The sequence below is a fragment of the Roseibium sp. genome, from assembly GCF_965216085.1.
GTDB lineage: Bacteria > Pseudomonadota > Alphaproteobacteria > Rhizobiales > Stappiaceae > Roseibium.
In genome coordinates, this window is record NZ_OZ244138.1 from 915636 (window position 1) to 938135 (window position 22500).

22 protein-coding genes are annotated in these 22500 nt (G+C 57.2%); 14 read left to right on the forward strand and 8 right to left on the reverse strand.

The window, feature by feature from the left end:
• Window positions 1–114: 114 nt before the first annotated feature.
• Genes ACOOFE_RS04280 through ACOOFE_RS04295 form a run of 4 tightly spaced genes read left to right on the forward strand, consistent with a single transcriptional unit; the run spans window position 115 to window position 3098 of the window.
• Window positions 115–603 carry a GNAT family N-acetyltransferase gene (locus ACOOFE_RS04280; RefSeq protein ID WP_420413810.1) on the forward strand — a complete coding sequence of 163 codons (489 nt, stop codon included), beginning with the start codon at window positions 115–117 and terminating at the stop codon, window positions 601–603.
• The gene (locus ACOOFE_RS04285; RefSeq protein WP_420413811.1) at window positions 600–1622 is read left to right on the forward strand and encodes a histone deacetylase family protein; all 1023 of its coding nucleotides are present in this window, start codon (window positions 600–602) and stop codon (window positions 1620–1622) included. The genes ACOOFE_RS04280 and ACOOFE_RS04285 overlap by 4 nt, the downstream gene beginning before the upstream one ends.
• Entirely contained in the window at window positions 1619–2719 is a 1101-nt protein-coding gene (locus ACOOFE_RS04290) for an NAD(P)/FAD-dependent oxidoreductase (protein WP_420413812.1), read from the forward strand. Before ACOOFE_RS04285 ends, ACOOFE_RS04290 begins: the two co-directional genes overlap by 4 nt.
• A gap of 28 nt (window positions 2720–2747) precedes the next feature.
• Window positions 2748–3098, forward strand: a complete 351-nt coding sequence (locus ACOOFE_RS04295) for a RidA family protein (protein WP_420413813.1) — start codon at window positions 2748–2750, stop codon at window positions 3096–3098.
• A gap of 117 nt (window positions 3099–3215) precedes the next feature.
• On the opposite strand, the gene ACOOFE_RS04300 is transcribed toward ACOOFE_RS04295, so the two are convergent.
• From ACOOFE_RS04300 to ACOOFE_RS04325, 6 genes are all read right to left on the reverse strand, one after another.
• A complete protein-coding gene (locus ACOOFE_RS04300; RefSeq protein WP_420413814.1) occupies window positions 3216–5171 on the reverse strand; it encodes a tripartite tricarboxylate transporter permease in 1956 nt (651 codons plus the stop codon).
• An 87-nt stretch (window positions 5172–5258) separates the two neighbouring features.
• Complete coding sequence (locus tag ACOOFE_RS04305) at window positions 5259–6209, reverse strand: tripartite tricarboxylate transporter substrate binding protein (protein ID WP_420413815.1); 951 nt, start codon at window positions 6207–6209, stop codon at window positions 5259–5261.
• 65 nt (window positions 6210–6274) lie between these two features.
• Window positions 6275–7288, reverse strand: coding sequence for an Ldh family oxidoreductase (locus tag ACOOFE_RS04310; protein WP_420413816.1), 1014 nt, complete (start codon window positions 7286–7288; stop codon window positions 6275–6277).
• Window positions 7281–8210 (reverse strand): hydroxyacid dehydrogenase, encoded by a 930-nt coding sequence (locus ACOOFE_RS04315; RefSeq protein WP_420413817.1) that lies wholly within the window; start codon window positions 8208–8210, stop codon window positions 7281–7283. The genes ACOOFE_RS04310 and ACOOFE_RS04315 overlap by 8 nt, the downstream gene beginning before the upstream one ends.
• Window positions 8211–8215: 5 nt before the next feature.
• Complete coding sequence (locus ACOOFE_RS04320) at window positions 8216–9397, reverse strand: UxaA family hydrolase (protein WP_141185294.1); 1182 nt, start codon at window positions 9395–9397, stop codon at window positions 8216–8218.
• Window positions 9398–9408: 11 nt separating this feature from the next.
• Entirely contained in the window at window positions 9409–9699 is a 291-nt protein-coding gene (locus ACOOFE_RS04325) for a UxaA family hydrolase (RefSeq protein ID WP_420415541.1), read from the reverse strand.
• Window positions 9700–9807: 108 nt separating this feature from the next.
• Between ACOOFE_RS04325 and ACOOFE_RS04330 the strand changes: the two genes are divergently transcribed.
• The 10 genes from ACOOFE_RS04330 (at window position 9808) to ACOOFE_RS04375 (ending at window position 20521) form a co-directional block, all read left to right on the forward strand.
• Window positions 9808–10524: a GntR family transcriptional regulator gene (locus ACOOFE_RS04330; protein WP_141185295.1), complete on the forward strand. Its 717-nt coding sequence runs from the start codon at window positions 9808–9810 to the stop codon at window positions 10522–10524.
• A gap of 77 nt (window positions 10525–10601) precedes the next feature.
• On the forward strand, window positions 10602–11405 hold the full coding sequence (locus ACOOFE_RS04335) for a DeoR/GlpR family DNA-binding transcription regulator (protein WP_420413818.1): 804 nt from the start codon (window positions 10602–10604) through the stop codon (window positions 11403–11405).
• Window positions 11406–11494: 89 nt separating this feature from the next.
• Window positions 11495–12097 carry a TRAP transporter small permease gene (locus tag ACOOFE_RS04340; protein ID WP_420413819.1) on the forward strand — a complete coding sequence of 201 codons (603 nt, stop codon included), beginning with the start codon at window positions 11495–11497 and terminating at the stop codon, window positions 12095–12097.
• Window positions 12097–13386, forward strand: a complete 1290-nt coding sequence (locus ACOOFE_RS04345; protein ID WP_420411133.1) for a TRAP transporter large permease — start codon at window positions 12097–12099, stop codon at window positions 13384–13386. Before ACOOFE_RS04340 ends, ACOOFE_RS04345 begins: the two co-directional genes overlap by 1 nt.
• A gap of 25 nt (window positions 13387–13411) precedes the next feature.
• Complete coding sequence (gene dctP, locus ACOOFE_RS04350) at window positions 13412–14470, forward strand: TRAP transporter substrate-binding protein DctP (RefSeq protein ID WP_420411134.1); 1059 nt, start codon at window positions 13412–13414, stop codon at window positions 14468–14470.
• A 126-nt stretch (window positions 14471–14596) separates the two neighbouring features.
• Entirely contained in the window at window positions 14597–15514 is a 918-nt protein-coding gene (locus ACOOFE_RS04355; protein WP_420413820.1) for a PfkB family carbohydrate kinase, read from the forward strand.
• Complete coding sequence (locus ACOOFE_RS04360; RefSeq protein ID WP_420413821.1) at window positions 15511–16542, forward strand: tagatose 1,6-diphosphate aldolase; 1032 nt, start codon at window positions 15511–15513, stop codon at window positions 16540–16542. The genes ACOOFE_RS04355 and ACOOFE_RS04360 overlap by 4 nt, the downstream gene beginning before the upstream one ends.
• A gap of 2 nt (window positions 16543–16544) precedes the next feature.
• The gene (locus tag ACOOFE_RS04365; RefSeq protein WP_420413822.1) at window positions 16545–17927 is read left to right on the forward strand and encodes an L-fucose/L-arabinose isomerase family protein; all 1383 of its coding nucleotides are present in this window, start codon (window positions 16545–16547) and stop codon (window positions 17925–17927) included.
• Between the two features lie 147 nt (window positions 17928–18074).
• Window positions 18075–19076 (forward strand): aldose epimerase family protein, encoded by a 1002-nt coding sequence (locus ACOOFE_RS04370; RefSeq protein WP_420413823.1) that lies wholly within the window; start codon window positions 18075–18077, stop codon window positions 19074–19076.
• Window positions 19073–20521, forward strand: coding sequence for an NAD-dependent succinate-semialdehyde dehydrogenase (locus tag ACOOFE_RS04375; protein ID WP_420413824.1), 1449 nt, complete (start codon window positions 19073–19075; stop codon window positions 20519–20521). Before ACOOFE_RS04370 ends, ACOOFE_RS04375 begins: the two co-directional genes overlap by 4 nt.
• Window positions 20522–20570: 49 nt before the next feature.
• Here ACOOFE_RS04375 and ACOOFE_RS04380 read toward each other — a convergent pair whose 3' ends face one another.
• Together ACOOFE_RS04380 and ACOOFE_RS04385 are read right to left on the reverse strand one after the other, a co-directional pair.
• Window positions 20571–21476: a crotonase/enoyl-CoA hydratase family protein gene (locus ACOOFE_RS04380; protein WP_420413825.1), complete on the reverse strand. Its 906-nt coding sequence runs from the start codon at window positions 21474–21476 to the stop codon at window positions 20571–20573.
• A 118-nt stretch (window positions 21477–21594) separates the two neighbouring features.
• Entirely contained in the window at window positions 21595–22149 is a 555-nt protein-coding gene (locus ACOOFE_RS04385; protein ID WP_420415542.1) for a TetR family transcriptional regulator, read from the reverse strand.
• Between the last annotated feature and the right edge of the window lie 351 nt (window positions 22150–22500).

The following is a 22500-nucleotide window of genomic DNA, read 5'->3' on the forward strand; positions in this document are numbered from 1 at the left end:
CAGGTTGGGGGATGGCGAACCAAATATACGAAAACAAAAGCAATCGGTTGCGCCGGTGCGGAATGCACGCATTATGCTTAGTTTGAAAAACAAAGAAGAATCGATGTTTCCAACATGAACCGTATAGTCATCCGCAAAGCAACAGCCATTGATGCCGGCCGCCTGAATGAGGCGCTAGCGCAACTCTCGGCCGACCTGGGTGAAACCCATCAAGCAGATGCAGACGATCTTGTGCGGCACGGATTTGGGGAGACGCCAGCTTTCTTTCCCTTGTTGGCAGAACAGGGTGAAAGCCAAGCATTGGTTGGCGTCCTGATTGCCTCACCAGTGTTTTCCACCAGCCTTGGCGGCGCTGGGCTTTATGTATCTGATCTTTGGGTCTCGGATCACGCTCGCGGACAGGGATTGGGGCAGCGGTTGTTACAAGCCGCGCTTGCGGAGGCGCCAAGCGATTGGACCATCCGGTTTTTAAAACTCGCTGTTCACAACCACAACACCGATGCGCGCCGGTTTTATGAGCGTCTTGGGTTCAAAGACTTGCCAGATGAAACAGTGCTTGCCCTCAAAGGAGATGCGCTGGAAAACTTGAGGAACCATTTATGAAAGCCATCTTTGATGACCGCCAGTGGAAGCATGATCCCAAGCATTTTATGGCCAACGGCACCCAAAAGGCCAATCCGGAGCAGCCGCGGCGGATTGAAGTTCTGCAGAACGGGGCGAAAGAGGCCGGATGCATGTTCCTGGCGCCAGCAGATCACGGTCTTGGTCCAATCGCAGCTCTGCATTCCCCGGAATATCTCGTTTTTCTGAAAACCATTCACGAGCGTTGGAGCCGCATCGAAAACGCGTCTGATGAAGTCATCCCGAATGTCCATCCGGATCGGCGCACGGCGAGCTACCCGCGGTCTGCGGTCGGACAAGCAGGTTACCATCAAGCAGATACAGCCTGCCCGATTGCGGCGGGGACCTGGGACGCAGCCTATTGGTCAGCGCAGAGCACGATCGAAGGGGCTGATCTGATGCTGGCAGGGGAACAATCCGCCTATGTGCTTTCCCGTCCGCCTGGCCATCACGCCTTTGCCGATCTTGCTGGCGGATTTTGCTTTTTAAACAATTCCGGTATTGCCGCCGAACACTTGCTCAAGGCTGGTAAACGCCCGGCGATTCTCGATATCGATGTCCATCACGGCAATGGCACCCAAGGTATCTTTTATGAGCGCGGGGATGTCTTGACCATCTCCATTCATGCCGATCCAAGCCGCTTTTATCCGTTTTTCTGGGGCCATAACCATGAACGTGGTGAAGGTCACGGCCGCGGCGCCAATCTCAATCTTCCACTGGAGAGAGGGACGGGAGATGATCAATATCTGAAAACGCTTGATACGGCCTTTGATCGAATTCAAGCGTTTGGAACGGACATAGTTGTTGTCGCGCTTGGGCTGGACGCCTATGAAAAGGATCCCTTGAAAGGTTTGGCCATCACCACGCCTGGATTTGCTCGGATCGGTGCGGCCATTGCTGGCCTTGGCCTGCCCGTACTCTTTGTCCAGGAAGGTGGGTATTTGTCTGAAGAACTCGGCCAGAATCTCACCAGTGTTCTCACAGGATTACAAAACGTATGACCATCCGGTCTGATTTTCTCATTATCGGGGGCGGTATTGCCGGGGCAGGTGCTGCGGCCCGGCTGGCGCCAGATGCTTCTGTTACTTTGCTGGAGATGGAAGATGCTCCGGGGCGACACGCAACCGGCCGTTCGGCCGCCATTTTCATTCGCAATTACGGCAATGCCACCTTGCGTGCATTGAACGCGACATCAGAACCAGTGTTGGATTGTCCAGATGGTCTTTCCGATCAGAGCCTCTTGTCGGCACGCGGTGAGATGCTGGTGGCAACCGAAGACGAGCTGGACGCGTTCTATACTTACCTTGAGGGCGCGGAAGGGATGGAGGTTTTAAGCGCCGACGAGGCGGTGGGGCTGTTTCCGCTTCTGCGCAAAGAAAAAATAGCGGCCGTGGCCATAGAGCGGGCGGCCAAGGACATTGATGTTGACCGTCTGCTGCAAGGATTTTTGCGTCTTGCAAAGCAGCACGGTGCCAAGATTGAAACATGTGCACCCGCGGAAACGATCCAACGGCGAGACGGCCTTTGGTGCGTGACGACGCCAGCAGAGACGTATGAGGCTCCAATCCTCATCAACGCGGCTGGCGCTTGGGCAGATGTTGTTGCAGAACGGGCCGGCGTCACAAAAGTCGGCCTACAGCCGATGCGCCGCTCCGCAGCCATCGTACCGCCACCGGACGGGCTCGATGTCACGTCCTGGCCGTTGGTCGCCAGCGCTGCGGAGACCTGGTACGCCAAGCCAGATGCGGGCAAGTTTATGGTGTCGCCAGCGGATGAAGACCCTGTTGAGCCGCATGATGCCTGGGCCGATGACATGGTACTGGCCGAGGGGCTGCATCGTTTTGAACAGATGATGAATATGGAAGTCGCCCGTGTTGAACACAGCTGGGCGGGCCTGCGCAGCTTTGTGAAAGACCGGACCCCTGCTGTGGGTTTTGCATCCGATGCGGACGGATTTTTCTGGCTTGCCGGGCAAGGTGGCTATGGTGTTCAGACAGCTCCTGCCTTATCTCAGCTTGTGGCGGATCTTTGCCTTCACCGGAAATCGGACTTGCCACTTGACGTGGTGCAGGCTCTCGATCCCTCCCGCCTTATTTAGTCTTCATTCTCATATTTAGGAAAACACGATGTCAGATATCAAACGGCTTGAAGTCGGCCCACGTATGAGCCAGGCAGTTGTCCATGGCGGTCTTGTTTGGTTGGCCGGACAGGTTGGCACTCCAGGTGACAGTGTTGCGGATCAGACCAAAGTGATCCTGCAAAAAATCGAAAAACTTCTTGCCGATGCAGACAGCGACAAGTCCCGCATTTTGCAAGCGACGATCTGGCTTGCCAGCATGGATGACTTTGCCGAGATGAACGAAGTGTGGGACGCTTGGGTTGATCCTGCCAATCCTCCGGCCCGCGCATGCGGCGAAAGCAAATTGGCGACGCCGGATTACACCGTAGAAATCATCGTTGTTGCAGCCGGACGCTAACACTTCTGCCATCGATCAGGCCAGGTGTCCCGTCAAAGAACGGAGAGGCATCTGGCCGCGGGATCTCGCAGACTACGGCAGCATGTCTGCCGTAGTCTTTTATTTGTGCGCGGGAATTCACGGCAGTGGAACGCCCAGAACCTCGTTGAAGAGCAGGGTGAAACAGAAGATGATCGCCGCAACACCGGTCACAAGCATCACCCATCCCTTTGCCGAATAGGCCTCATGTTGAGCAGGTAGGATCAACGCCAATCCCATCAGGATTGCCGAGATTTGGAAGCCGAGAATTGGGAACAAGGCGACGGCCCCCAGCATCAAGACTGGCACGGCGGCCATCCGTAGCCACGACCCTTCCACAGCAACTTCGGTGACATGGCGAGTGATGAAGAGCTTGATCACGGCTAAGGCGGTCAAGGCAAACATGGCAATGGCGATCGTTCTGGGAAAGACTGCCGCTTCCTGATTGAGGCTTGCCGATTGGGAGATCGCGATCAGGGCAATGCCGCCGAAAACGACAAGGCTGGCAAGATCGCGCAACACCGCATTTCTCGGTGCCGGATCCCGGTCCAGAACTGGTTCGCCGCTCGACTTGATAACCAGTTTCTTGATTTGCGGCCAGAAGGGGTAAAGGAAACTGAGCACCGTCAGGGCGATGATCACCATTGACAGCGGTCGGCCAAAGAACTGGCCCCACAGATCGCCGATGGCATCCCCTATGGTCCAGCTTTGCACAAAACCCTGTTCGGCAATACGCCCAAGGATCAGCCCCAGCACAATTGGAGACGCAGAGAAGCCGCGTTTAGATGCCAGCCAGCCGATCACACCAAGCACGATCATGATGACAATGTCGGAAACGCTGTTGCGGATGGCGAAGGTGCCAATGACGGTCATGAAGGCAACGGCCGGCACAAGCGCCGCCTTGGGCGCCTGAACGATTGCCCGGTAGGCGAACCGCCCGATTAACAGGCCAACCGGCAGCATTAAAACAGTGGCAAGCAGGAGCCCGAAAATGAAGGTGTAGACGATGTCCGCCCCTTCAGAGAACAGGCTCGGTCCGGTGCGCACGCCTTGCACCAGCAGTGCGCCCAGAATGACTGCATCCGGCGGCGTGCCGGGAATACCAAGGACCAGTGTCGGGATAAAGCCGCCACCAACGGTGGCGTTATTGGCCGATTCCGTTGCGATTATGCCGCCCGGATTGCCTTCGCCGAATTTCTCTTCGCCTTTGTTGCTGCGGCGCGCTTCCGAGTAGGCAACCAGGCCAGCGATGGAGCCACCAGCGCCCGGAAGGGCTCCGACCATCGTGCCGATGACGGAACTGCGAATGAGGTTGAACTTGTTGCGGGCCAGCGCCAAGAACGCCTCCGGCAAGCGGAAGCCGCGAGTGTCCTCAGGTTCCTGCAAATGCTTGTTCCGGGTTGCAACGAGATCGATCAGCACCGGAATGCAGTAAAGCCCAATCAATGCGGATACAGTTTCAATGCCACCTAGAAGGGTGCTGGATCCGAAAGTGAAGCGCACTTCTGCGCTGGTCTCAGAAATGCCGATCATGGCGATCAGCAGGCCAAAACAGGCACCTATGACACCTTTCAGAAAGTCCCCTGTTGAAAGGGCTGCGATCAGCGACAAGCCGAATATCGCCAGCCAGAAATATTCAACCGGACCGAAGGCGAGGGCAGCCTCAGCCAATGGCGGGGCAAAAATCAGCAACGCCAAAGCCCCCACAAGACCTCCGGCTACGGAGGCCAGGCAGGCAATCGAAACCGCGAGATCACCGTCCCCCCGTTTTGCCATGGGGTAACCGTCGAAAGTTGTCGCGATCGCGGAAGGTGTTCCGGGCGTATTCAACAAGATGGCCGCGTATGCGCCGCCATAAATGGCCCCGGTGTAGATGGCCCCCATCAAGATTAGCGCGCTGTCAGGCGCCATGGTGAACGTCAACGGCACCAGAACCGCAACGGCCATGGTGGCGGTCAGGCCCGGTATCGAACCGATAATCGTTCCTGCTGCGACCCCCAGAAGGGCAAGCAACAGGTTCAATGGCGAAAGGGCGTTTAACCAGAAATCGAGCAAAAGTATCTCCCTGGGCGGCGGTTCAGGGGCGGTAGGAACAAAACAAAGGGCGGGAGCGCGCAAAATCGCACGCTCCCAAGTCCAGATTTATTCGATGATACCCGCAGCTTTGGCTGCGCCAATGTAGCCTTCAGCCTTTTCGGTGAGGAAAGCATTCATGCTGTCGCCATAGCCAACATCCAGAAGGGCAAAACCGCCATCAAGCATCTGCTTCTGGAAATCGGGGTCGGCGTTGATCGCCGCAATTGCATCTGAAACCTGCTTGCGGGTTTCTTCTGAGGCAGAGTTTGGAACTGCGACGCCGCGATAGGCACCGGACACAAGATCAAAGCCCAGCTCGCGGAATGTCGGCACATCCGGGAAGGCTGGATGCCGCTCTTCCATGGCAACAGCCAACATACGGACCTTGTCGCCCTGCTTTGCGCCGACGGTTGTGTAACCCCATTCGGCTTTCACCTGATTGCCCAACAGTGCGGCAACGGCAGCGCCGGTCCCCTTGAAAGCAACATAGGTGGTTTCGATCCCGGCAAGTGCATCAAACTGGACTTGCGCCAAATGGTTCGCTGTTCCCTTGCCCGAGCCGGAGAAGATAACCTGCTTCGGGTTGGCCTTTGCGTGGTCAATGAGGTCCTGCAGGCTCTTGAAGTCGCTGTCGGCTTTTACGACGATTGCGTCCGGCGTGTAGTGGAACATGTAAACAGCTGTGACGTCTTCAGTCTTGAAGCCGACGTCGCCCTGTTGCGGTTTGATGACAATGTGCGGCAAGTTAATGCCCATGATCACCGAACCGTCGCCCGCCATGGAGTTCAACTGCGACCAGCCAACGGCACCGCCGCCGCCCGGCTTGTAGGAGACAACAAGCTGCTGACCATAGAGTTTTTCAAAAAAAGGTTGCTGAAACCGGGCGGTAATATCGGATTCACCACCGGGACCAAATGGAATGACGTAATCGACACTTCCTGCCGGAAAATCTTCGGCTACAGCTATACTGGCCACGGCCGAAAGGGCGGCCGCAATGATGCTGGTTCTGAACTTCATGAATTTCCTCCTCAAAAAATTGGCCTTCTTTTTCCAGACACGGGTGCCACCCCGTGGCCAACGGTTCAGGCTGAACCGGTTTTTTTGATCTCCTCCAACAAATGAGCCGGAACGGCGACGCCCCGGTTACGCGCCTCCTCACGCGCATTGAAGCGGCGGTTGCCAGGAAGGCGTGTGCCGTCCTGGGCCTCAATTTCACCAATCAGCACCTCCACGCGATCAGCGAAATTGTTTCCAGAAACCAGGTCCGGGGCAAAAGTGATTATGGTTTGCCCAACACCGGGAGGCGCGCCGTCAGCGTCGAAAAAGGACGTTGCTTCAAAGGAGTGATTGGCCCCGATCAAAGTGGCTGCCAGGATCTCAACGATGAGTGCCAATGCGGCACCTTTAGCGTCTCCGGCCGGGATCATTGTGCCGGCGAGCGCGGCCTTCGGGTCCGTCGTCGGTTGACCGTCTTTATCCAGTGCCCAGCCTTCCGGGATAGGCCTACCGGCTTTTGAGGCTGCCATCACTTTACCGCGGGCAACCTTTGACAGGGACAGATCGATCACCAAAGGCGCGGTGTCTTTGCGGGGGGCGGCAAAAGCGATTGGATTGGTGCCGAAAAGCGGCGCATGCCCGCCCCAGGGCGCCATCGCCTGCGGTGCATTGGCCACCATTAGCGCAACCAAACCTTGCTCGGCCAAGCGTTCCACATGCGCGCCCAATTGGCCACAGTGGTGTGAGCGCCGGATACCTGCGCCCGCAATGCCGGTTTTGGGAGTTAATTCTGTGAGCGTGTCGATTGCCAAGTCAATGGCTGGAAAAGCAAAGCCATTGCCCGCATCAACGCCGGCATAGGCTGCTGCGCGATGGACGATTTCTGGTGTTGCTCTGCCATTCACCTTGCCTGACCGGGCTTGCGCCGCATAACTGGCCACTCTGGAAAAACCATGGCCGGCCTGACCGTCGATTTCCGCGGCGATCAGAGCGCGGGCCACGGATAGTGCATTACCGGAACTGGTGCCGTTGTTTTCGAGCACGGCCTGGACCATGTCCTCGGCGGCCTGGCGCGGCATATGGACGACATCATCAGCCATGATTGAGTACCCGTTTGACATTTTCGACTGTCACGGAAGACACGCGGACGTTGCCTTCTTTGGTCACACCGGCAATGTGCGGTGTCAGAATAAGATTTGGAACATCCTTGAAGCGGGAGGCGGCATCTTCCGTCAAAGGTTCGCTCTCGAAGACATCCAAGGCCGCACCGCCCAAGGCCTCAGAGCGCAACGCCTCAGCAACGGCTGTTTCATCGACGACACCGCCTCGGGCCGTGTTGATCAGGACAGCACCTGCCGGCATTTTTGCAATGGCTGCCGCATCAATCAGGTTCCGGGTACTGTCGGTAAGCGGCACATGAAGCGACAGCACATCAGATTGCTGAAGCAATTCGTCTCCACTTTCACAGCGCTGAATACCGGACCAGACCGGATCGTCGGCAGCCACAAAGGGATCATAAGCCGCAATTGTCATTCCCAGGGCTTGCGCACGCACAGCAACGGCCCGGGCAATGCCGCCAAAACCCCAAAGTCCTAGGCAGCGGCCGGAGACTTCTCCGCCGATCAGCGCATTGCGCGGCCAATCACCAGCCTGCATTTCAGCTGCGGAATGATAGGCGCCACGTACCAGAACAAGAGCGGCGGTAATGACATACTCTGCGACTGACAATGTGTTGGCGCCCGTCGCGGGGCAAACGGCGACCTGACGGCTGGCGCAAGTGTCGAGATCAATATTGTCGAGACCGACACCCAATCGGCCAACCACCTGGAGATTTGGGGCTGCGTCTAGAAGCTCCTGGTTCACCTGTGTCCGGTTGCGGACAATCAGGGCATCTGCATCGGCAAGTTCTCCCAAAAGCGCGCCCCGGTCATCGACCAGACCAGGTGCGTAAAGCACCTGGTCTTCGTTAGAAAAACCAGAAAGCGCTGTTTCGTCCATGAATTCTGAAACAACGATTTTCATAGGCCTCACGCGCTTCTGTAGAGTTTAGTCATTGAGAACTCGCGGTGACCGAGGGCTTCGGCAGCGGTGTTGCGGCCGTTGGCGGTGCGGCGGATCATCTCGATCAGCGCATCGCCCGCTTCATCAATGGTCATCTCGCGGCGCAGGATGCCGGAGACATCCACATCCACATGTTCACTCATGGTGCGCACCGTGCGCGGGTTGGCGGTGATCTTGATCACCGGCACAATCGGATTGCCAACCACATTGCCCTGGCCGGTCGGGAAGGTGTGAATGACAGCCCCGCCAGCCGCCATCAGCGTCACACACTCGGCGGCTGCAGACGAGGAATCCATGAAGTAGAGACCATTGCCGGAGTTCGGCGCTTCGGCCGGCTCCAGAATATCGATGTACTGCGACGTGCGGCCGATCTTTTCCAGATTGCCGAGCGCCTTTTCTTCGATGGTGGTCAGACCGCCCTCAATGTTGCCTTTGGTCGGCTGACTGTCGGAAAGGTCGTCCGTCTGGTGGGCAAAGATGACGTCGTCCGAATAGGCTTTCCACATCTTGTACCAGCGTTCACCGACTTCTTCGTTGATGGCCCGTTTCTGACAGATGTGTTCGGCGCCAGTGATCTCGGACGTTTCACCAAAGAAACCCGTGATTCCTTCAGGCAAGAGCTTGTCATACATATTGCCGACGGTCGGACAGGAGCCAAGACCGGTTGTCGTGTCGCTCTCGCCGCATTTGGTCGAGACCCATAGATCGGAGATCGAGCATTCCTCGCGTTGGTATTCCGACGCCATATGGACGAAGTCCTTCGCAGCCCAGGACGCCTGACGGATCGTCTCGAAGTCGCCTTTCTGCTCGATGGAAAACTCAGCGACCGGCTTGCCGGTTTTGCGGATGCCGTCGGCGATGCGTTTGGTCCAACCCGGCTCGATGCCGATGACGACGACAGCGGCGACATTCGGATTGGCGCCGGTGCCGATGATGGTGCGGAAGTGCAGCTCCAGATCTTCCCCGAACTGCAGCCGGCCATAGGCATGCGGAATGGCGAGCGTGCCCTTGACGTTGTTGGCAACGGCTTCACAAGCCGCGTTGGAGATATCATCGACGGGCAGGATGAGAACGTGATTGCGCACGCCGACGCGGCCGTTTTCCCGCCGGTAGGCCTTCACCGTGATATTCGAATATTTGGACGACATGAAACGGCTCCTTACCAGCGCTTGGTTTTGCAATTGTGGGTGTGAACGTGGCCGCCCTTTTCGATATCGGCGATGATCTTGCCGATGTCCTCGCCGTATTTGATCGCCGTGTCGCCGTCCTTCAGGTCCTTCAGCGCGATCTTATGGCCGATCGGCACATCCGCGCCGGCCGTCAACCGGAACGTGGAATTGTCATGGGTGACGCAGCACAGCATATCCGTGCCGGCAATCAAGCCTTCCACAACAACAACACCGACATTGTCGGCATGCTCGTGGACAAGCAAATGCGGTATCTCTGACATCATTTAGCTCCTCAAGAGACTGGAAACATGAAGGGCATGTATAATAAGTCTTATATAAGAGTCAATGTAGATGTTTCGTCAAGCTCCAGCCCATGTTAACTTGCGCGCATGACTGAAAAGCGCGCGCAGCCAAAACTCTATCAAACCGTGTTTGACGCCATCATCGAGCGTATTGTATCCGGCGATTATGGTCCTGGTTCGATGCTGCCGAGCGAATTTGATCTTGCGGCTGAACTTGGGGTCAGCCAGGGAACGGCGCGCAAGGCTCTAATCGAGCTGGAGCGAAAAGGCGTCATCGAACGCCGGCAAGGTAAAGGATCATTTGTCACCCAACGGACGCCGGAAAGTTCCCTCTTCCACTTCTTCCGCCTGCGCGATGCGGATGGCCAGCAGGTTGTTCCGGAGCTGTCGGCAGAAACCGTACGTCGGCGGAAATCGACTGCAGCCGAACAAAGGCAGCTTTTTGGAAACCCGGCTCAGGTTTTTGAAATTGAACGCACCAGGGGTTGGCACGGTAAGCCGCTGTGTCAAGAAGTGAGTGTCGTGCCAGTGGATTTGTTTCCTGGATTGGCAGAGCGGGCGCCTTTGCCCAATACCCTTTATGTGCTGTTTCAGCAGGCCTATGCCTGCGCTGTTATCGCAGCAGAAGATGATCTCAAAGCTGGGCTGCTTGGCGCGAAGCTGGCTGAGGTGTTTCATCTGCCTGCTGAAACGCCGGTTCTTTTTGGGCAGCGGCGCAGCTACGATTTGCTTGATCGTGTCGTAGAACTTCGTGCCAGCGTCTATCTGACCACGAATGCCAGTTATGCCGTCCGCATGGACTAGAAGGCGTCGCAAAGTTTTTCGTACAAGTTTTCGTTTTTTTCGTATTCTCTCTTTTAACGACGTTTTTGGGGAGAGTAATGAAGAAGGCGACCAATTCGCAGACGCGCCAGTCGGAGATCTTGCAGCATCTGAAGCATGTGGGCAGCGCCACGGTTGATGAGCTGGCGGAGCTCTTCCGCGCAACGCCACAAACGATCCGCAAAGACCTGACAACACTCTCTGAAGCCAATCAGATTTCCCGTTTTCACGGCGGTGCGGCGCTGCTGGCAGGGACCGTATACACTGGTTTCGAGGCGCGGCGCGAAATAGCGCGGGCGGAAAAGGAAAGCATCGGCAAGAGCCTGGCATCCCGGATCCCGGACAATTGCTCAATTATCCTAAACGCAGGGACGACGACGGAAGCGGTGATCCCGCATCTTGAGCACCACTATGGGCTGAAGGTCGTTACAGATTCTGTGCATCTGGCAGACAAATTGCGGCATTTCACCGGGCTTGAGGTGATGATCCCTGCTGGTGTCATTCGAGGGGCGGACGGTGTTGTTCTTGGTGAAAGCGCCGTGGAATTTATTCGCCAGTTCCGGGCAGATTTTGCTCTGGTGGGCACTGCTGCAATCGCCGCGGACGGGGCGTTGCTTGATTATGATCTTCGGGAAGCCTCGGTCACACGCGCCATCATCGCAGCTGCACGTCATGTGTTTCTGGCGGCCGATTGCCGGAAGTTCGGCCATGGTGCACCGGTGTGTTTCGGCCACTTGGAGCAAATCGATACCCTGATTACGGATGCAGGCGCCGGCAAACCATTCCTTGAAGCTTGCGCGAAGAATGGCGTTGAAGTGGTGATCGCGGATCAGAGAGAGGAGACCGACGCCGAATTAGCTTGACAAAATTTTCGTTTTGATTTGTAAAACGAAAATAACGAAAAAAGATATGATCCGATAAGGCGATGTTAAATGCGCTTTGGGAGGAGCGGATGCAATCAAAACCTGGATACCTATTGGCCGTTCTGGCGCCGCTTTCCATTATGAATTCGCATTTGTTGCGGATTGGTCGTGGGGTTGGGGTTGTTGCGGTTGCTTTGATGGTGGTTGCGATCCTGATCCAGGTTGTGTTCCGCTATGGCTTCAACAATGCGCTGCCCTGGCCCGATGAGGCGGCGCGGTTCTGCATGTTGTGGATGACCGGCCTGATGGCGCCGACGGCGCTGCGGCGCGGCGGGTTTGTTGCCATCGACACCTTGGTGATCATGCTGCCCAGGCAGCTGGCGAGCGCCTTGTCCCTGGTGCTGTTGTTTGTCTCGCTCGCCGTTTTGCTGGTGGCCGTTCAGATCGGCTATGCGGAAGTCACTGGGTTTGGCGGCAAATTTGCCACCGCCTCGCTCTATGTGCCCAGCAATTTGAGCTTGAGCGAGTGGATGCGGGTGCCGCGCAGTTGGATGATGCTGTCGCTGCTGGTTGGCGTGGTGCTTTTGATCCTGGTGAATGTGGAACTGATCTTACGTTCTCTGATCGGCTTGTTCGGCGGTGAAGACCAGCTGCCCCGCATTCCCGATGCAGATATGGCGGGGGCAGACTGATGCTGATCTGGTTCCTGCCTGTCTTTCTTGTGTTCCTGATGATCGGCCTGCCGGTGTTCTTCGGCCTTCTGGCCGCCCCTGGCCTGCTTTTGTGGCTGAACGGTCAGGAGCGCGACATCACGCTTTTGTACCGCAATGTCTACAACGGCATGGATAGTTTCCCCTTAATGGCGATCCCGTTCTTCATGCTGGCCGGGGAGTTGATGAACAAGGGCGGCATTACGATGCGCCTGGTGGAGTTCTCTCAGGCGCTTATGGGGCACCTGCGCGGCGGCCTTGCCCATGTCAACATCCTGTCGTCGATGCTGTTTGCCGGTCTCTCCGGTTCGGCGGTTGCCGACACGTCTGCGCTCGGCTCCATGCTGATCCCGGCGATGGAAAAACAGGGCTACACCCGCCGCTTTGCCGCCGCCATCACCGCGGCCTCCTCCGTCATTGGCCCGATCATTCCGCCGTCCGGCATCATGATCATCTATGCCTATGTCATGGGGGAGAGTGTTGCCGCGCTGTTCCTGGCCGGCATTGTGCCCGGTGTCATGGTCGGTGTTGGCCTGATGCTGATGGTCAAGGTCATGGCCGACAAATACGACTTTCCGGTTGCCTCTAGAAAGTCGACCTGGAGCGAGCGCGGCCAGGCGTCCCTAAAAGCCTTCTTTCCGCTGATGACCCCGGTGATCATTTTGGGCGGCATTCTGGCCGGCGTCTTCACCCCGACGGAAGCGGCGGCCGTCGCCGTGGCCTATGCGCTGGTGATCGGCCTGTTTGTGCTTCGAACCTTGAAGCCCCATGAGATCCCGGGCGTCTTGAACCGGGCTGGCATCACCTCGGCCGTGGTTCTGCTCCTGGTTGGCGCGGCGATGGCCTTCAAGACCGTGGTCAGCTTGAGCCACGCACCGGAGATCATGGCCGACTTCGTGCTCAGCCTGACCGACAATCCGCTGATCCTGTTGTTCCTGATCAACCTGCTTTTGTTTGTGGTCGGCATGTTTTTGGACGCCGGACCGGCGATCATCATCTTGGGGCCGATCCTGGGGCCGATCTTCACCTCCATGGGGGTCGATTCCATCCACTTTGCCATCATCATGAGCGTCAACCTGACCATCGGTCTGGCGACGCCGCCGATGGGGCTGGTTCTGTTTGTTGCGGCCTCTGTCTCCAAAGAGCGGGTGGAGACAATTGCCAAGGCCATTCTGCCGTTTCTGGCGGTGGAGATCGCGGTGATCTTTTTGATCACCTACATTCCGGCACTGTCCATGACGATCCCGCGTCTGACCGGATTTGCCAACTGATCTGAGCTCAAAAGGGAGGAACCTCATGCTCAAATCTGCCCTGAAATCCCTAACGGTCGCGGCAATGCTCGCCGGCTCCGCCTTGAGTGCGGCGGCCGCCGACTACACGCTGCGCGCCACCGCCAACTCCAATGAAAACGATGAAGACTACGACGGTCTTGTGGTGTTCAAGAACTTCGTGGAAGCAGCCTCCAACGGCGCCATCGAAGTGGAGCTCTACATCGGCACGCAGCTGTGCTCGAACGGTGCGGAGTGCCTGCAAGGGGTCGCGGGCGGCGCGATCGACATCTACATCTCCACCTCCGGCGGGGCGTCCGGCATCTTCCCGTATGTCCAGGTGCTCGACCTGCCCTACATGATGAGCGATGACCGCATTGCCGAGCATGTTTTGAGCGGGGACTTCACCCGCACCATGCGCACCATGGCGCTGGAAGATTCAGACAACACCATCCGCCTGATGACCATCGGCAACACCGGTGGCTGGCGCAACTTTGCCAACACCAAGCGCCGCGTGGCCGCCCCGGCTGACATGGAAGGCCTCAAGATCCGCACGGTTGTCGCCGACCTGCCGCAGGAACTGGTGAAAGCCCTGGGCGCATCGCCAACCCCGATCCCGTGGCCGGAGCTGTTCACCTCCTTCCAGACCGGCGTTGTGGAAGGCTCCAAGAACGGCATCACCGACATCATGGGCATGAAGTTCCCGGATGCAGGCCTGCAGTATGTCACCCTCGACGGCCATGCCTACATGGGTGCGCTGTGGTGGATGGGCAACGAGAAGTTCCTGTCCTTGCCGGAAGACATGCGCCGGGTGGTTGTCGACGGCTTTTATGCCCTGCAGCAGGCAACCTTTGCTTCGCCGAAACGCAAGTCGATCAAGGCCTATGAAGACTTTGTCGCCGGCGGCGGCGATCTTTATGTGCCGACCCCGGCTGAAAAAGCGGCGTTCAAGGAAGCGGCAACCCCGGTCTATGCCTGGTTCAAGGAAAACGTCGGCCGCGGCGGCGAAATCTTCGGCGCCCTCGAAGAAGCCGTCAAAGCCGCAGAAACAGACATCAACGCAGCAAGAAATGCCGACCTGAACTAGAAACTCAACAACAGGACCCCAGGGCAGATCTGTCTACCCTGGGGCCGCAAACACCCCTTACCTCGACATGTTTGTCTTGAATTTCAATCCATGGGAGGCCCCCGCTTCCGGTCTTGGACCGTGCGTGTGCTTCCCAGTGGCCTCTATGGTGTTGTCATGACCCGTGTCCTGTGCATCGGCTCCGCTGTGGTCGATTTCACGTTCACCTTCGACCAGTTGCCGGATCGGGCAGAAAAATATGTGGCACGCTCCGCTGAAGTGGTCGGCGGTGGCATTGCCGCAAATGCTGCCATTGCCGTGGCCCGATTGGGCGGAACGGCCTTGCTCGGCGCGCAACTCGGGGACGATACCATTGGCGAAACGATCCTTTCCGGGCTCCGCGCGGAAAACGTTGATGTTTCGCTCGTCAATCGGGCCGCAGGTGGCCGTTCGTCCTATTCCTCTGTTTACATCGACGCGCAAGGCGAGCGCCAGATCGTCAATTTCCGCGGCGAGGGCCTCTATCTGGACGGCAACACCTTTGCAAGCGCTGCAGATCTTGATGCGGTTTTGGTCGACACCCGGTTGCCGGAAGCCGCGCTTGCCGGTTTGCAACTGGCGCGATCACGCGGCATTCCGGGAATTTTGGATGGTGAAGCGCCGGTCGATCCCCGGCTGATCGCGGCGTCCAGCCATGTGGCCTTTTCCCGCCAGGGACTTGAAGCCGTGATGCCGGGGCGTGATCCGGATGAGGCTTTGAGAGAGATTGCCGCGCGTCACAGCAACTGGGTTTGCATGACAGACGGTGCGAACGGCGTTCGTCACAAGACGCCCAGCGGCATCGCGCATACTCCCGCTTTTCAAGTGACAGCTATCGATACCTTGGGCGCCGGCGATGTCTGGCATGGCGCCTTTGCGCTCGCGCTTGGTGAAAATCAGACCGTTGAAGATGCGGTCCGCTTTGCCAGTGCTGCAGCAGCGCTCAAATGTACCCGGCCCGGTGGCCGGAATGGAACCCCTGATCGCGCTGCGGTCACCCAATTTCTAAAGGAGAACTCCCAATGACGCTTTCCCCAGGAAAACAGTGGAGTATGCGCCGGATGGCCGATGCCAACGGTATTTTCAAAATGACCGCTGTCGATCAGCGTCCGCCGATAAAGGGCCCGATTGCGGCACACTTGGGTGTCGAAGCTGCGCCGTGGGAGGAGGTCGCCCGGTTCAAGGCGTTGCTGGTTGAAACCCTGCAAGACAAGTCGACAGCTATGCTGCTCGATCCGCACTACGCCATTCCAAAAGCGATCGACACCTTGTCTCCGGCAAAGGGACTGATCGTCACATTAGAAGACAGCCTGTTCACGGAAACACCGGACGGGCGGTTGAGCTCGAATATCGACGACTGGTCGGTTGAAAAAATCAAACGCATGGGCGGCGATGCGGTCAAAGTGCTGGCCTGGTACCGGCCTGATGCTGGTGAAAGTGTTTGTACGGCGCAGCAGGATTACGTCAAAAAGATTGGTGAGGATTGCGCCCGTTATGACATTCCGTTCCTGTTTGAACTGCTTGTCTATCCGCTCGCGGCCGATGCGCATCAGACCACGGACTACATCGAAATGAAGGGCAAGAAGGCGGACGATGTTCTGGCCTCTGTCGAAGAATTCGCCAAGCCGGATTATGGTGTTGACGTTTTCAAACTGGAAAGCCCGGTCAATGCCAAGGACGCGGACGGGTCTGCGGAAGTCCAGGCTGTGTTTGATGAAATGGGCCGTCTGGCCGGACGTCCTTGGGTGATGCTGTCGGCAGGGGCCGGCAAAGCCGAATTCCGCAATGTGTTGGACCACGCGTTTGCGGCCGGTGCCTCCGGGTTCCTGGCTGGCCGGGCAATCTGGCTTGAGGCGTTTCAGGCTTATCCGGATTGGGACAAAATCCGTTCGGCGCTTGAAACCGATGCCAGCGCTTATCTCGCCGACATCTCCGCTCTCGCTGATGCCAAAGCAGCTCCTTGGTCCAGCCATTCTTGTTATGGTCCGGAGGGTGCCGCATTCCAGCCGGCCGATGCAAGTTTCCGGCATGGCTATGCGGGTTTTGGAGAGTAACTATGAAACTTGGTTTGCTGCCCCTTGGGCGTCCAACCTTTGATGTGCCGTTTGCGGAGAGCAAACTGGCGGCCATGTTGTCAGCCGTTGACGCTTGCGGATATGAGGTGGTTGGGGCGCGGACGCTGTTGTTCGATGAAGCTGCCACCCTTGCTGCGATCGAGAACCTGAAACAAGAGAATGTCGATCAGGTTCTGATCCTGCAGGTGACCTTCACGGATGCGAGCATGGCTGTTGCGGCTGCAAATGCGTTTACTCAGCCACTGTCCATTTGGGCAGTGCCGGAGCCGCGCGAAGGTGGCCGCTTGCGGTTGAATGCCTTTTGCGGCCTCAATCTGGCAGCTCATGCGCTCGGGCTGAATGACCGGGCCTTCTCCTGGCTTTATGCGGATCCGGATGGGAGCATCGCTCCTGATCTTGCCGCTTTGCTGTCCGGGGAACGTCCGGCTGGGAAGCTTGATGCGGGCGCTGTGCCGAGCACGGACGCCAAAGGTGAAGCCGTGGCTGCGGCCTTGAAAGGCCGGCGGATCGCCCGGATCGGTGAACACCCGGAAGGATTTGACACCTGTGCCTACGATCCTAAGAGGATCGATCAGCTGGCCGGTGTTGAAGTCGAGGCGCTGGAACTGGAAACCCTGTTCGATACAGCCCGGCAGGCAGAGGCTGCCGATGTCGCGGTGCTGCGCCAAAAGCTCGACAGCCAAGTGCCCAATGCGGACGATGTCGACAAAGATCAGCTCGACCGGTCCTTACGCCTGAAATTGGGCCTTGATAGCATCCGTAATTCTGGGGCGTTCGATGCGTTTGCGATCCGGTGCTGGCCGGAAACCTTCACAGTATATGGCGGCGCGGTTTGTGGACCTGCAGCGATGATGGGTGAAGCAAAAGTGCCCTGCGCCTGCGAAGCAGATGTTTATGGCGCCTTGACGCAGCTGCTTTTGATGGAAGCAGCACAAGCGCCGGTTTTTCTGACGGATCTCGTGGACGTTGATTGTGAAGACGGCACCGCTGTGGTCTGGCACTGTGGCCAGGCGCCGCTGTCGATGTGTGATCCGGCGGTTAAAGCGACCGCAACCGTTCACACAAATCGCAAGCAGCCGTTGCTCTATCAGTTTCCGCTGAAACCGGGGGAGGTGACCTTGGTCCGGGTCAGCCAATCCTTCAACGAGCCGAAGCTGGTGCTGTCATATGGCGAAATGCTTGCCCGCCCAGCAGCTTATACAGGAACTTCGGGTGTTATGCGGTTTGACCGGCCAGCATCAGATGTATTGGCGGACCTGATTGCGTCTGGATTGGAGCACCATATGGCTCTTGCTTATGGCGACCACCGGCAAACGCTCCGGGCCGCGGCAGGGGCGCTTGATTTGCCCCTTCTTGAGATTTGACAACAAAACCACCGCTGCGGGCTGGCCTGTCTGGAGAGGATAGGCCAGGAGCCCATCCGCAATCTCAGTTTTCTCAATGGTTGCCGAAAATCTGCGTTCGCGGAGCCGGCCCCAATGATCTGGGCAGCTTTATTGAAAGGTTAGGAAATGGACGTGTTTGGCGAGATGCCTGACGGGATACCCGTCAAGCGCATTTCACTTGAAGGTGGCGGTCTGACTGCTTCGTTCCTAACCTACGGCACGGTTCTTCAAGATCTGCGGCTTGAAGGCCATGCCGCACCGTTGGTGTTGGGGTTTGAGACGTTTGATCCCTATCTGACAAAGTCGCCTTATTTCGGCGCGACAGCTGGCCGGTATGCCAACCGGATCCGTGATGGCCATCTTGAGATCGACGGCAAAACCTACCAATTGGACCAGAATTTTCTGGGCAAACATGCGCTACATGGCGGTGCGGTCAGCATGGGTAAGCGCATGTGGCGCCTGGAGGAGAGCTCAAAGAGTGCCGCCGTATTCGCTATTGATCTTGCAGATGGCGAGATGGGTTTTCCGGGAAATCTCAAAGCCGAAGCCCGGTTTTCGCTCCTGAAGGGCGGGGTGCTGGATATCGTTTATTCAGCAACGACTGATGCTCCAACGTTGTGCAATCTGGCCCATCACAGCTACTTCAATCTTGGCAGTGACACGGTTCTTGAACATCAGCTGCAAATTAAAGCTGACCATTATTTGCCGGTCAATGAAGAGTTGATCCCGACAGGAGAGATTGCTCCGGTAGAAGGAACACCCTTCGACTTCCGCAAGTTGGCGCCAGTTGCACAAGGCGGAGCTTCTGGAACCTTCGATCACAATTTCTGTATCAGCCCTGATCACCTGGAACTGCGTGATGTTGCGGTCCTTCGTAATCCGTCCTCTGGGGTAACCATGCGATGCAGAACCACTGAGCCGGGTCTTCAAATCTATGACGGCGCCCGGATTGATATCGATGAGCCGGGTCTTGGCGGCATGAAAATGGGCGCGCATGCAGGTATCGCCCTGGAGCCGCAAATTTGGCCGGATGCGCCGCATCACCCTGACTTTCCATCTGCCTTGCTGCGCCCCGGCGAAACGTACCGGCAGCATAGCCAATATATTTTCGAACTGGATAGACCATGAGCGACTACAAGACTTACCTCTGCGAAGACAACCTGATTGGTGGCGCCTGGACCGGTGCAGATGACGGCGCCAGGATCGCGGTGACCAATCCAGCAACCGGCGATGTCATTGGACATATCCCCAAATGCGGCCGGGTCGAAACGGACCGTGCTATCGCGGCGGCTGCGAAAGCCTTCGACAGCTTTGGGCGGAGCGATCTGAGCCAACGGGTGAAGCTGCTGCAAGATCTGCACGATGCACTGATGGACAATCAAGAATCACTGGCGCAGTTGTTGACTGCGGAACAGGGGAAGCCGCTGTTTGAATCGCGCGGCGAGATCGCCATCGGAGCGGCATATATCCGCTGGTTCGCGGAAGAAATCCGGCGCGCCAAAGGGGAAATCGTTCCGGCACCCGGTGGTGACCGCAGATTGTTCGTCACGCGCCATCCGGTTGGTGTTGTCGCGGCCATCACACCGTGGAACTTCCCGTCGTCCATGCTGGCGCGCAAGCTCGGTCCGGCTCTGGCAGCCGGCTGTACGGTTGTTGCCAAACCTGCGACCAATACACCGTTTTCCGGGCTTGCCTGGGGCAAACTTGCCGAAGAGGTCGGCTATCCGGCCGGTGTTTTGAATATCGTAACGGGTGGAGCGCGGGATATTGGCGGCGCGATAATGGACAGCCCGCTGGTGCGTAAAGTGACCTTTACCGGATCAACCGAGGTGGGGCGGACACTCATCCGGCAATCCGCCGACACCGTCAAAAAAGTATCCATGGAGCTTGGCGGCAATGCACCGTTTATCGTGTTCGACGATGCGGACATTGATGCGGCCATCGAAGGTGCCATGATCGCCAAGTACCGCAACATGGGCCAGACCTGTGTGTGTACCAACCGGTTCTACGTCCAGGCCGGTGTGCATGATGCGTTTGTCGAAAAACTGCGGGCCGCAACCGCGGATCTCAAAGTGGGGGCGGGCATGGAACCGTCAACAATGCAGGGGCCATTGATCGACGATGCCGCAGTCACAAAGGTTGAAGAACTGATCGCTGATGCTGTTGGTAAAGGCGGGCAGGTGGTTGAAGGCGGCGGGCGTCATGCGCTTGGCGGCACGTATTTTCAGCCAACCGTCGTCACCGGAGCAACAGCCGATATGGCTTTTGCAACGGAAGAAATATTTGGTCCGCTTTCTGCGGTTTTTAAGTTCGAAACCGAAGAAGAGGCCATCTCGGCGGCCAACGCAACGGAGTTTGGGCTTGCTGCCTATGCCTACACCAAAGACCTGGCCCGTATCTTCCGCCTGAACGAGGGGCTGCAATACGGGCTGATCGGTATCAACGCTGGCTTGATTACCACCGTTGAAGCGCCTTTCGGCGGTTTGAAACAAAGCGGAATGGGCAAAGAGGGCGGAACTCAGGGGCTCGATGATTACCTGGAGAGCAAATACATGTGTGTCGCAGGTCTTTGACCCGCGGCACCGCGTGTTGTCTGGTCAAATGATCTAACAGTCCGACCTACTAGTTGGGATCTGATCTGCTTTCCATGTCGCGGATCAGATCCCGGGCTTCATCACCTTCCGGGATTGGGCGGCCACTGTCACGCCATTCAATCGCCGCTTTAAAACCCTCAGTCTGGGCGTACCGGCGGAACCACATGCCTTCCGGATTGTGCCGGGTGATCCCGTCAAAGACGGTGGCGGACATTTGCGCCTGTTCCAGGCCCATGGTCAGCATAATCTGATTGACGACCAGCTTGTGCATGGCGAGGTGACTTGCCGGTACTCCAGAAATACGCTTGGCGAGTTTCAACGTTGTCTCGTCGAGATCTTCTGCCGGACATGACATATTCGCCAAACCCCAATCGGCGGCGGTTTTACCCGTTATCATATCGCCAGTGAACATCAGTTGTTTGGCCCGGGCGGGCCCCAGCCGGTAGGTCCACATGGCTGTCGTTGGGCAACCCCAAACCCGGGTCGGCATATATCCGATACGGGCATCGTCGGCCATAACCAGCAAGTCACAGCACAGGGCAATGTCGCTTCCTCCGGCAACGGCAGCACCGTGAACCTTTGCGATTGTTGGTTTCCGGGACCGCCACAAGGCCATAAAGTCCTCTGTGTTGCGTTTCATGACAGCGTAGTCGACCATCGGGTCCCAAGGGTTGCTTTCCTGCTGGCAAGGATGATCTGCATCATTTTCGGCATAAAACGTCAGGTCATAGCCACCGCAAAACCCCTTTCCCGCTCCTTCAACGATGATGGCGTGAATATCTTTGCTGTCTTCGGCCCATTCAACGGCCGCCCGAATTTCACGGGGCGTGTCGTCTTTAATGGCGTTGAAGCGCTCCGGCCGGTTCAACAGCAACCGGGCAATGCGCGGTTCGTCGTCCAAAGGGTCAATCCGAAGCGTTGAGTATTCCGGCATGGTGTCCTCCATCGGCATCAGCAGATGGGGTCACAATCGCAAGATTGTTAAAAACAGTCAATGCTGACTGTTTTAATTACATTGATTGACGGATGGCCGCCGCTGGGTTGGGAGCTGCTTATTTGGTCTCAGACTTCAGCAGATTTCTGACGGTTTCGATCCAGTCTTCAATCAACCGGTTCCGCAAGCGCGGGTCGTTGCGAAGTAAGGTTGATACCGCCAGCCCACGCACGAATTCGATGGTCAAGAAGATGACTTTTTGGCCGCAGGGTTGGTCCGGAAGTTCGCCGAAGAGTTTCGCCAGCACCCTGTCGTGATCCTCGACGGCGTCCTTCTCGGCGGCGCGCAATGCTTTTCTGAGTGTTGGGTCCGACCTTGATGCCACCCAAAGTTCAAGCTCAGCGCCGAATGAGGGATGGGCATAGGCATTGGCCAAGATCCAAATGGGTTTTGCGATCGGGTCGGTAAGATGTTCAAGTTTTGCCGCCTCGGTCCAGACCGCCTGCTCGTTCAAAGTGACCAACTCATTGACGGTCTTCGACAACAAGTCAGCGTGGGTCGGAAAATGGTGGAGCAATGCGCCTCGGCTGACCGCGGCCTGTTTTTGAACCTCCAGCGTTGTTGTCTTTGAAAGACCGTGTTCGATCAGGACCCCGACAGCGGCTTTTAGGATGCGGGCACGTGTTGCATCGCTTTTAGTTTTTTGGGCGGTTTTCCGCGGCGGGGTGTATGTCTCACTGGAGGGTTCGATGTCTCTGACCTTTCATGCGTCCCGCTAAAAAGATGCGGGATTCCGTATCAGTCGGATCATACGACCGGACAATTGGTGAGCGGAAGGGATGAGAGGAACATTTCCCACCGCACTGCGCTGACTGATTCAGCTTTTCATATGTCAGCCTTGGGTTTCCCGAGACCTCAAAAGTCAGAAAATTTACCTGAAAAAGCAATGCCATCTTTACAGAGGCGTTTGCAAGGCGTTTAAATTTCTCTGAGCCAGCTACGTTGGACCTGATGGGAGGGGAAC

What these genes read in the sequence shown, in the direction of transcription:
- ACOOFE_RS04335 (WP_420413818.1), top strand. Translation starts at nt 10,602, where the DNA reads ATGAAGAAGGCGACCAATTCGCAGACGCGCCAGTCGGAGATCTTGCAG.
- ACOOFE_RS04325 (WP_420415541.1), bottom strand. Translation starts at nt 9,699, where the DNA reads ATGTCAGAGATACCGCATTTGCTTGTCCACGAGCATGCCGACAATGTC.
- ACOOFE_RS04340 (WP_420413819.1), top strand. Translation starts at nt 11,495, where the DNA reads ATGCAATCAAAACCTGGATACCTATTGGCCGTTCTGGCGCCGCTTTCC.
- ACOOFE_RS04345 (WP_420411133.1), top strand. Translation starts at nt 12,097, where the DNA reads ATGCTGATCTGGTTCCTGCCTGTCTTTCTTGTGTTCCTGATGATCGGC.
- ACOOFE_RS04375 (WP_420413824.1), top strand. Translation starts at nt 19,073, where the DNA reads ATGAGCGACTACAAGACTTACCTCTGCGAAGACAACCTGATTGGTGGC.
- ACOOFE_RS04315 (WP_420413817.1), bottom strand. Translation starts at nt 8,210, where the DNA reads ATGAAAATCGTTGTTTCAGAATTCATGGACGAAACAGCGCTTTCTGGT.
- ACOOFE_RS04370 (WP_420413823.1), top strand. Translation starts at nt 18,075, where the DNA reads ATGGACGTGTTTGGCGAGATGCCTGACGGGATACCCGTCAAGCGCATT.
- ACOOFE_RS04295 (WP_420413813.1), top strand. Translation starts at nt 2,748, where the DNA reads ATGTCAGATATCAAACGGCTTGAAGTCGGCCCACGTATGAGCCAGGCA.
- ACOOFE_RS04305 (WP_420413815.1), bottom strand. Translation starts at nt 6,209, where the DNA reads ATGAAGTTCAGAACCAGCATCATTGCGGCCGCCCTTTCGGCCGTGGCC.
- ACOOFE_RS04280 (WP_420413810.1), top strand. Translation starts at nt 115, where the DNA reads ATGAACCGTATAGTCATCCGCAAAGCAACAGCCATTGATGCCGGCCGC.
- ACOOFE_RS04310 (WP_420413816.1), bottom strand. Translation starts at nt 7,288, where the DNA reads ATGGCTGATGATGTCGTCCATATGCCGCGCCAGGCCGCCGAGGACATG.
- ACOOFE_RS04290 (WP_420413812.1), top strand. Translation starts at nt 1,619, where the DNA reads ATGACCATCCGGTCTGATTTTCTCATTATCGGGGGCGGTATTGCCGGG.
- ACOOFE_RS04330 (WP_141185295.1), top strand. Translation starts at nt 9,808, where the DNA reads ATGACTGAAAAGCGCGCGCAGCCAAAACTCTATCAAACCGTGTTTGAC.
- ACOOFE_RS04365 (WP_420413822.1), top strand. Translation starts at nt 16,545, where the DNA reads ATGAAACTTGGTTTGCTGCCCCTTGGGCGTCCAACCTTTGATGTGCCG.
- ACOOFE_RS04285 (WP_420413811.1), top strand. Translation starts at nt 600, where the DNA reads ATGAAAGCCATCTTTGATGACCGCCAGTGGAAGCATGATCCCAAGCAT.
- ACOOFE_RS04380 (WP_420413825.1), bottom strand. Translation starts at nt 21,476, where the DNA reads ATGCCGGAATACTCAACGCTTCGGATTGACCCTTTGGACGACGAACCG.
- dctP (WP_420411134.1), top strand. Translation starts at nt 13,412, where the DNA reads ATGCTCAAATCTGCCCTGAAATCCCTAACGGTCGCGGCAATGCTCGCC.
- ACOOFE_RS04320 (WP_141185294.1), bottom strand. Translation starts at nt 9,397, where the DNA reads ATGTCGTCCAAATATTCGAATATCACGGTGAAGGCCTACCGGCGGGAA.
- ACOOFE_RS04360 (WP_420413821.1), top strand. Translation starts at nt 15,511, where the DNA reads ATGACGCTTTCCCCAGGAAAACAGTGGAGTATGCGCCGGATGGCCGAT.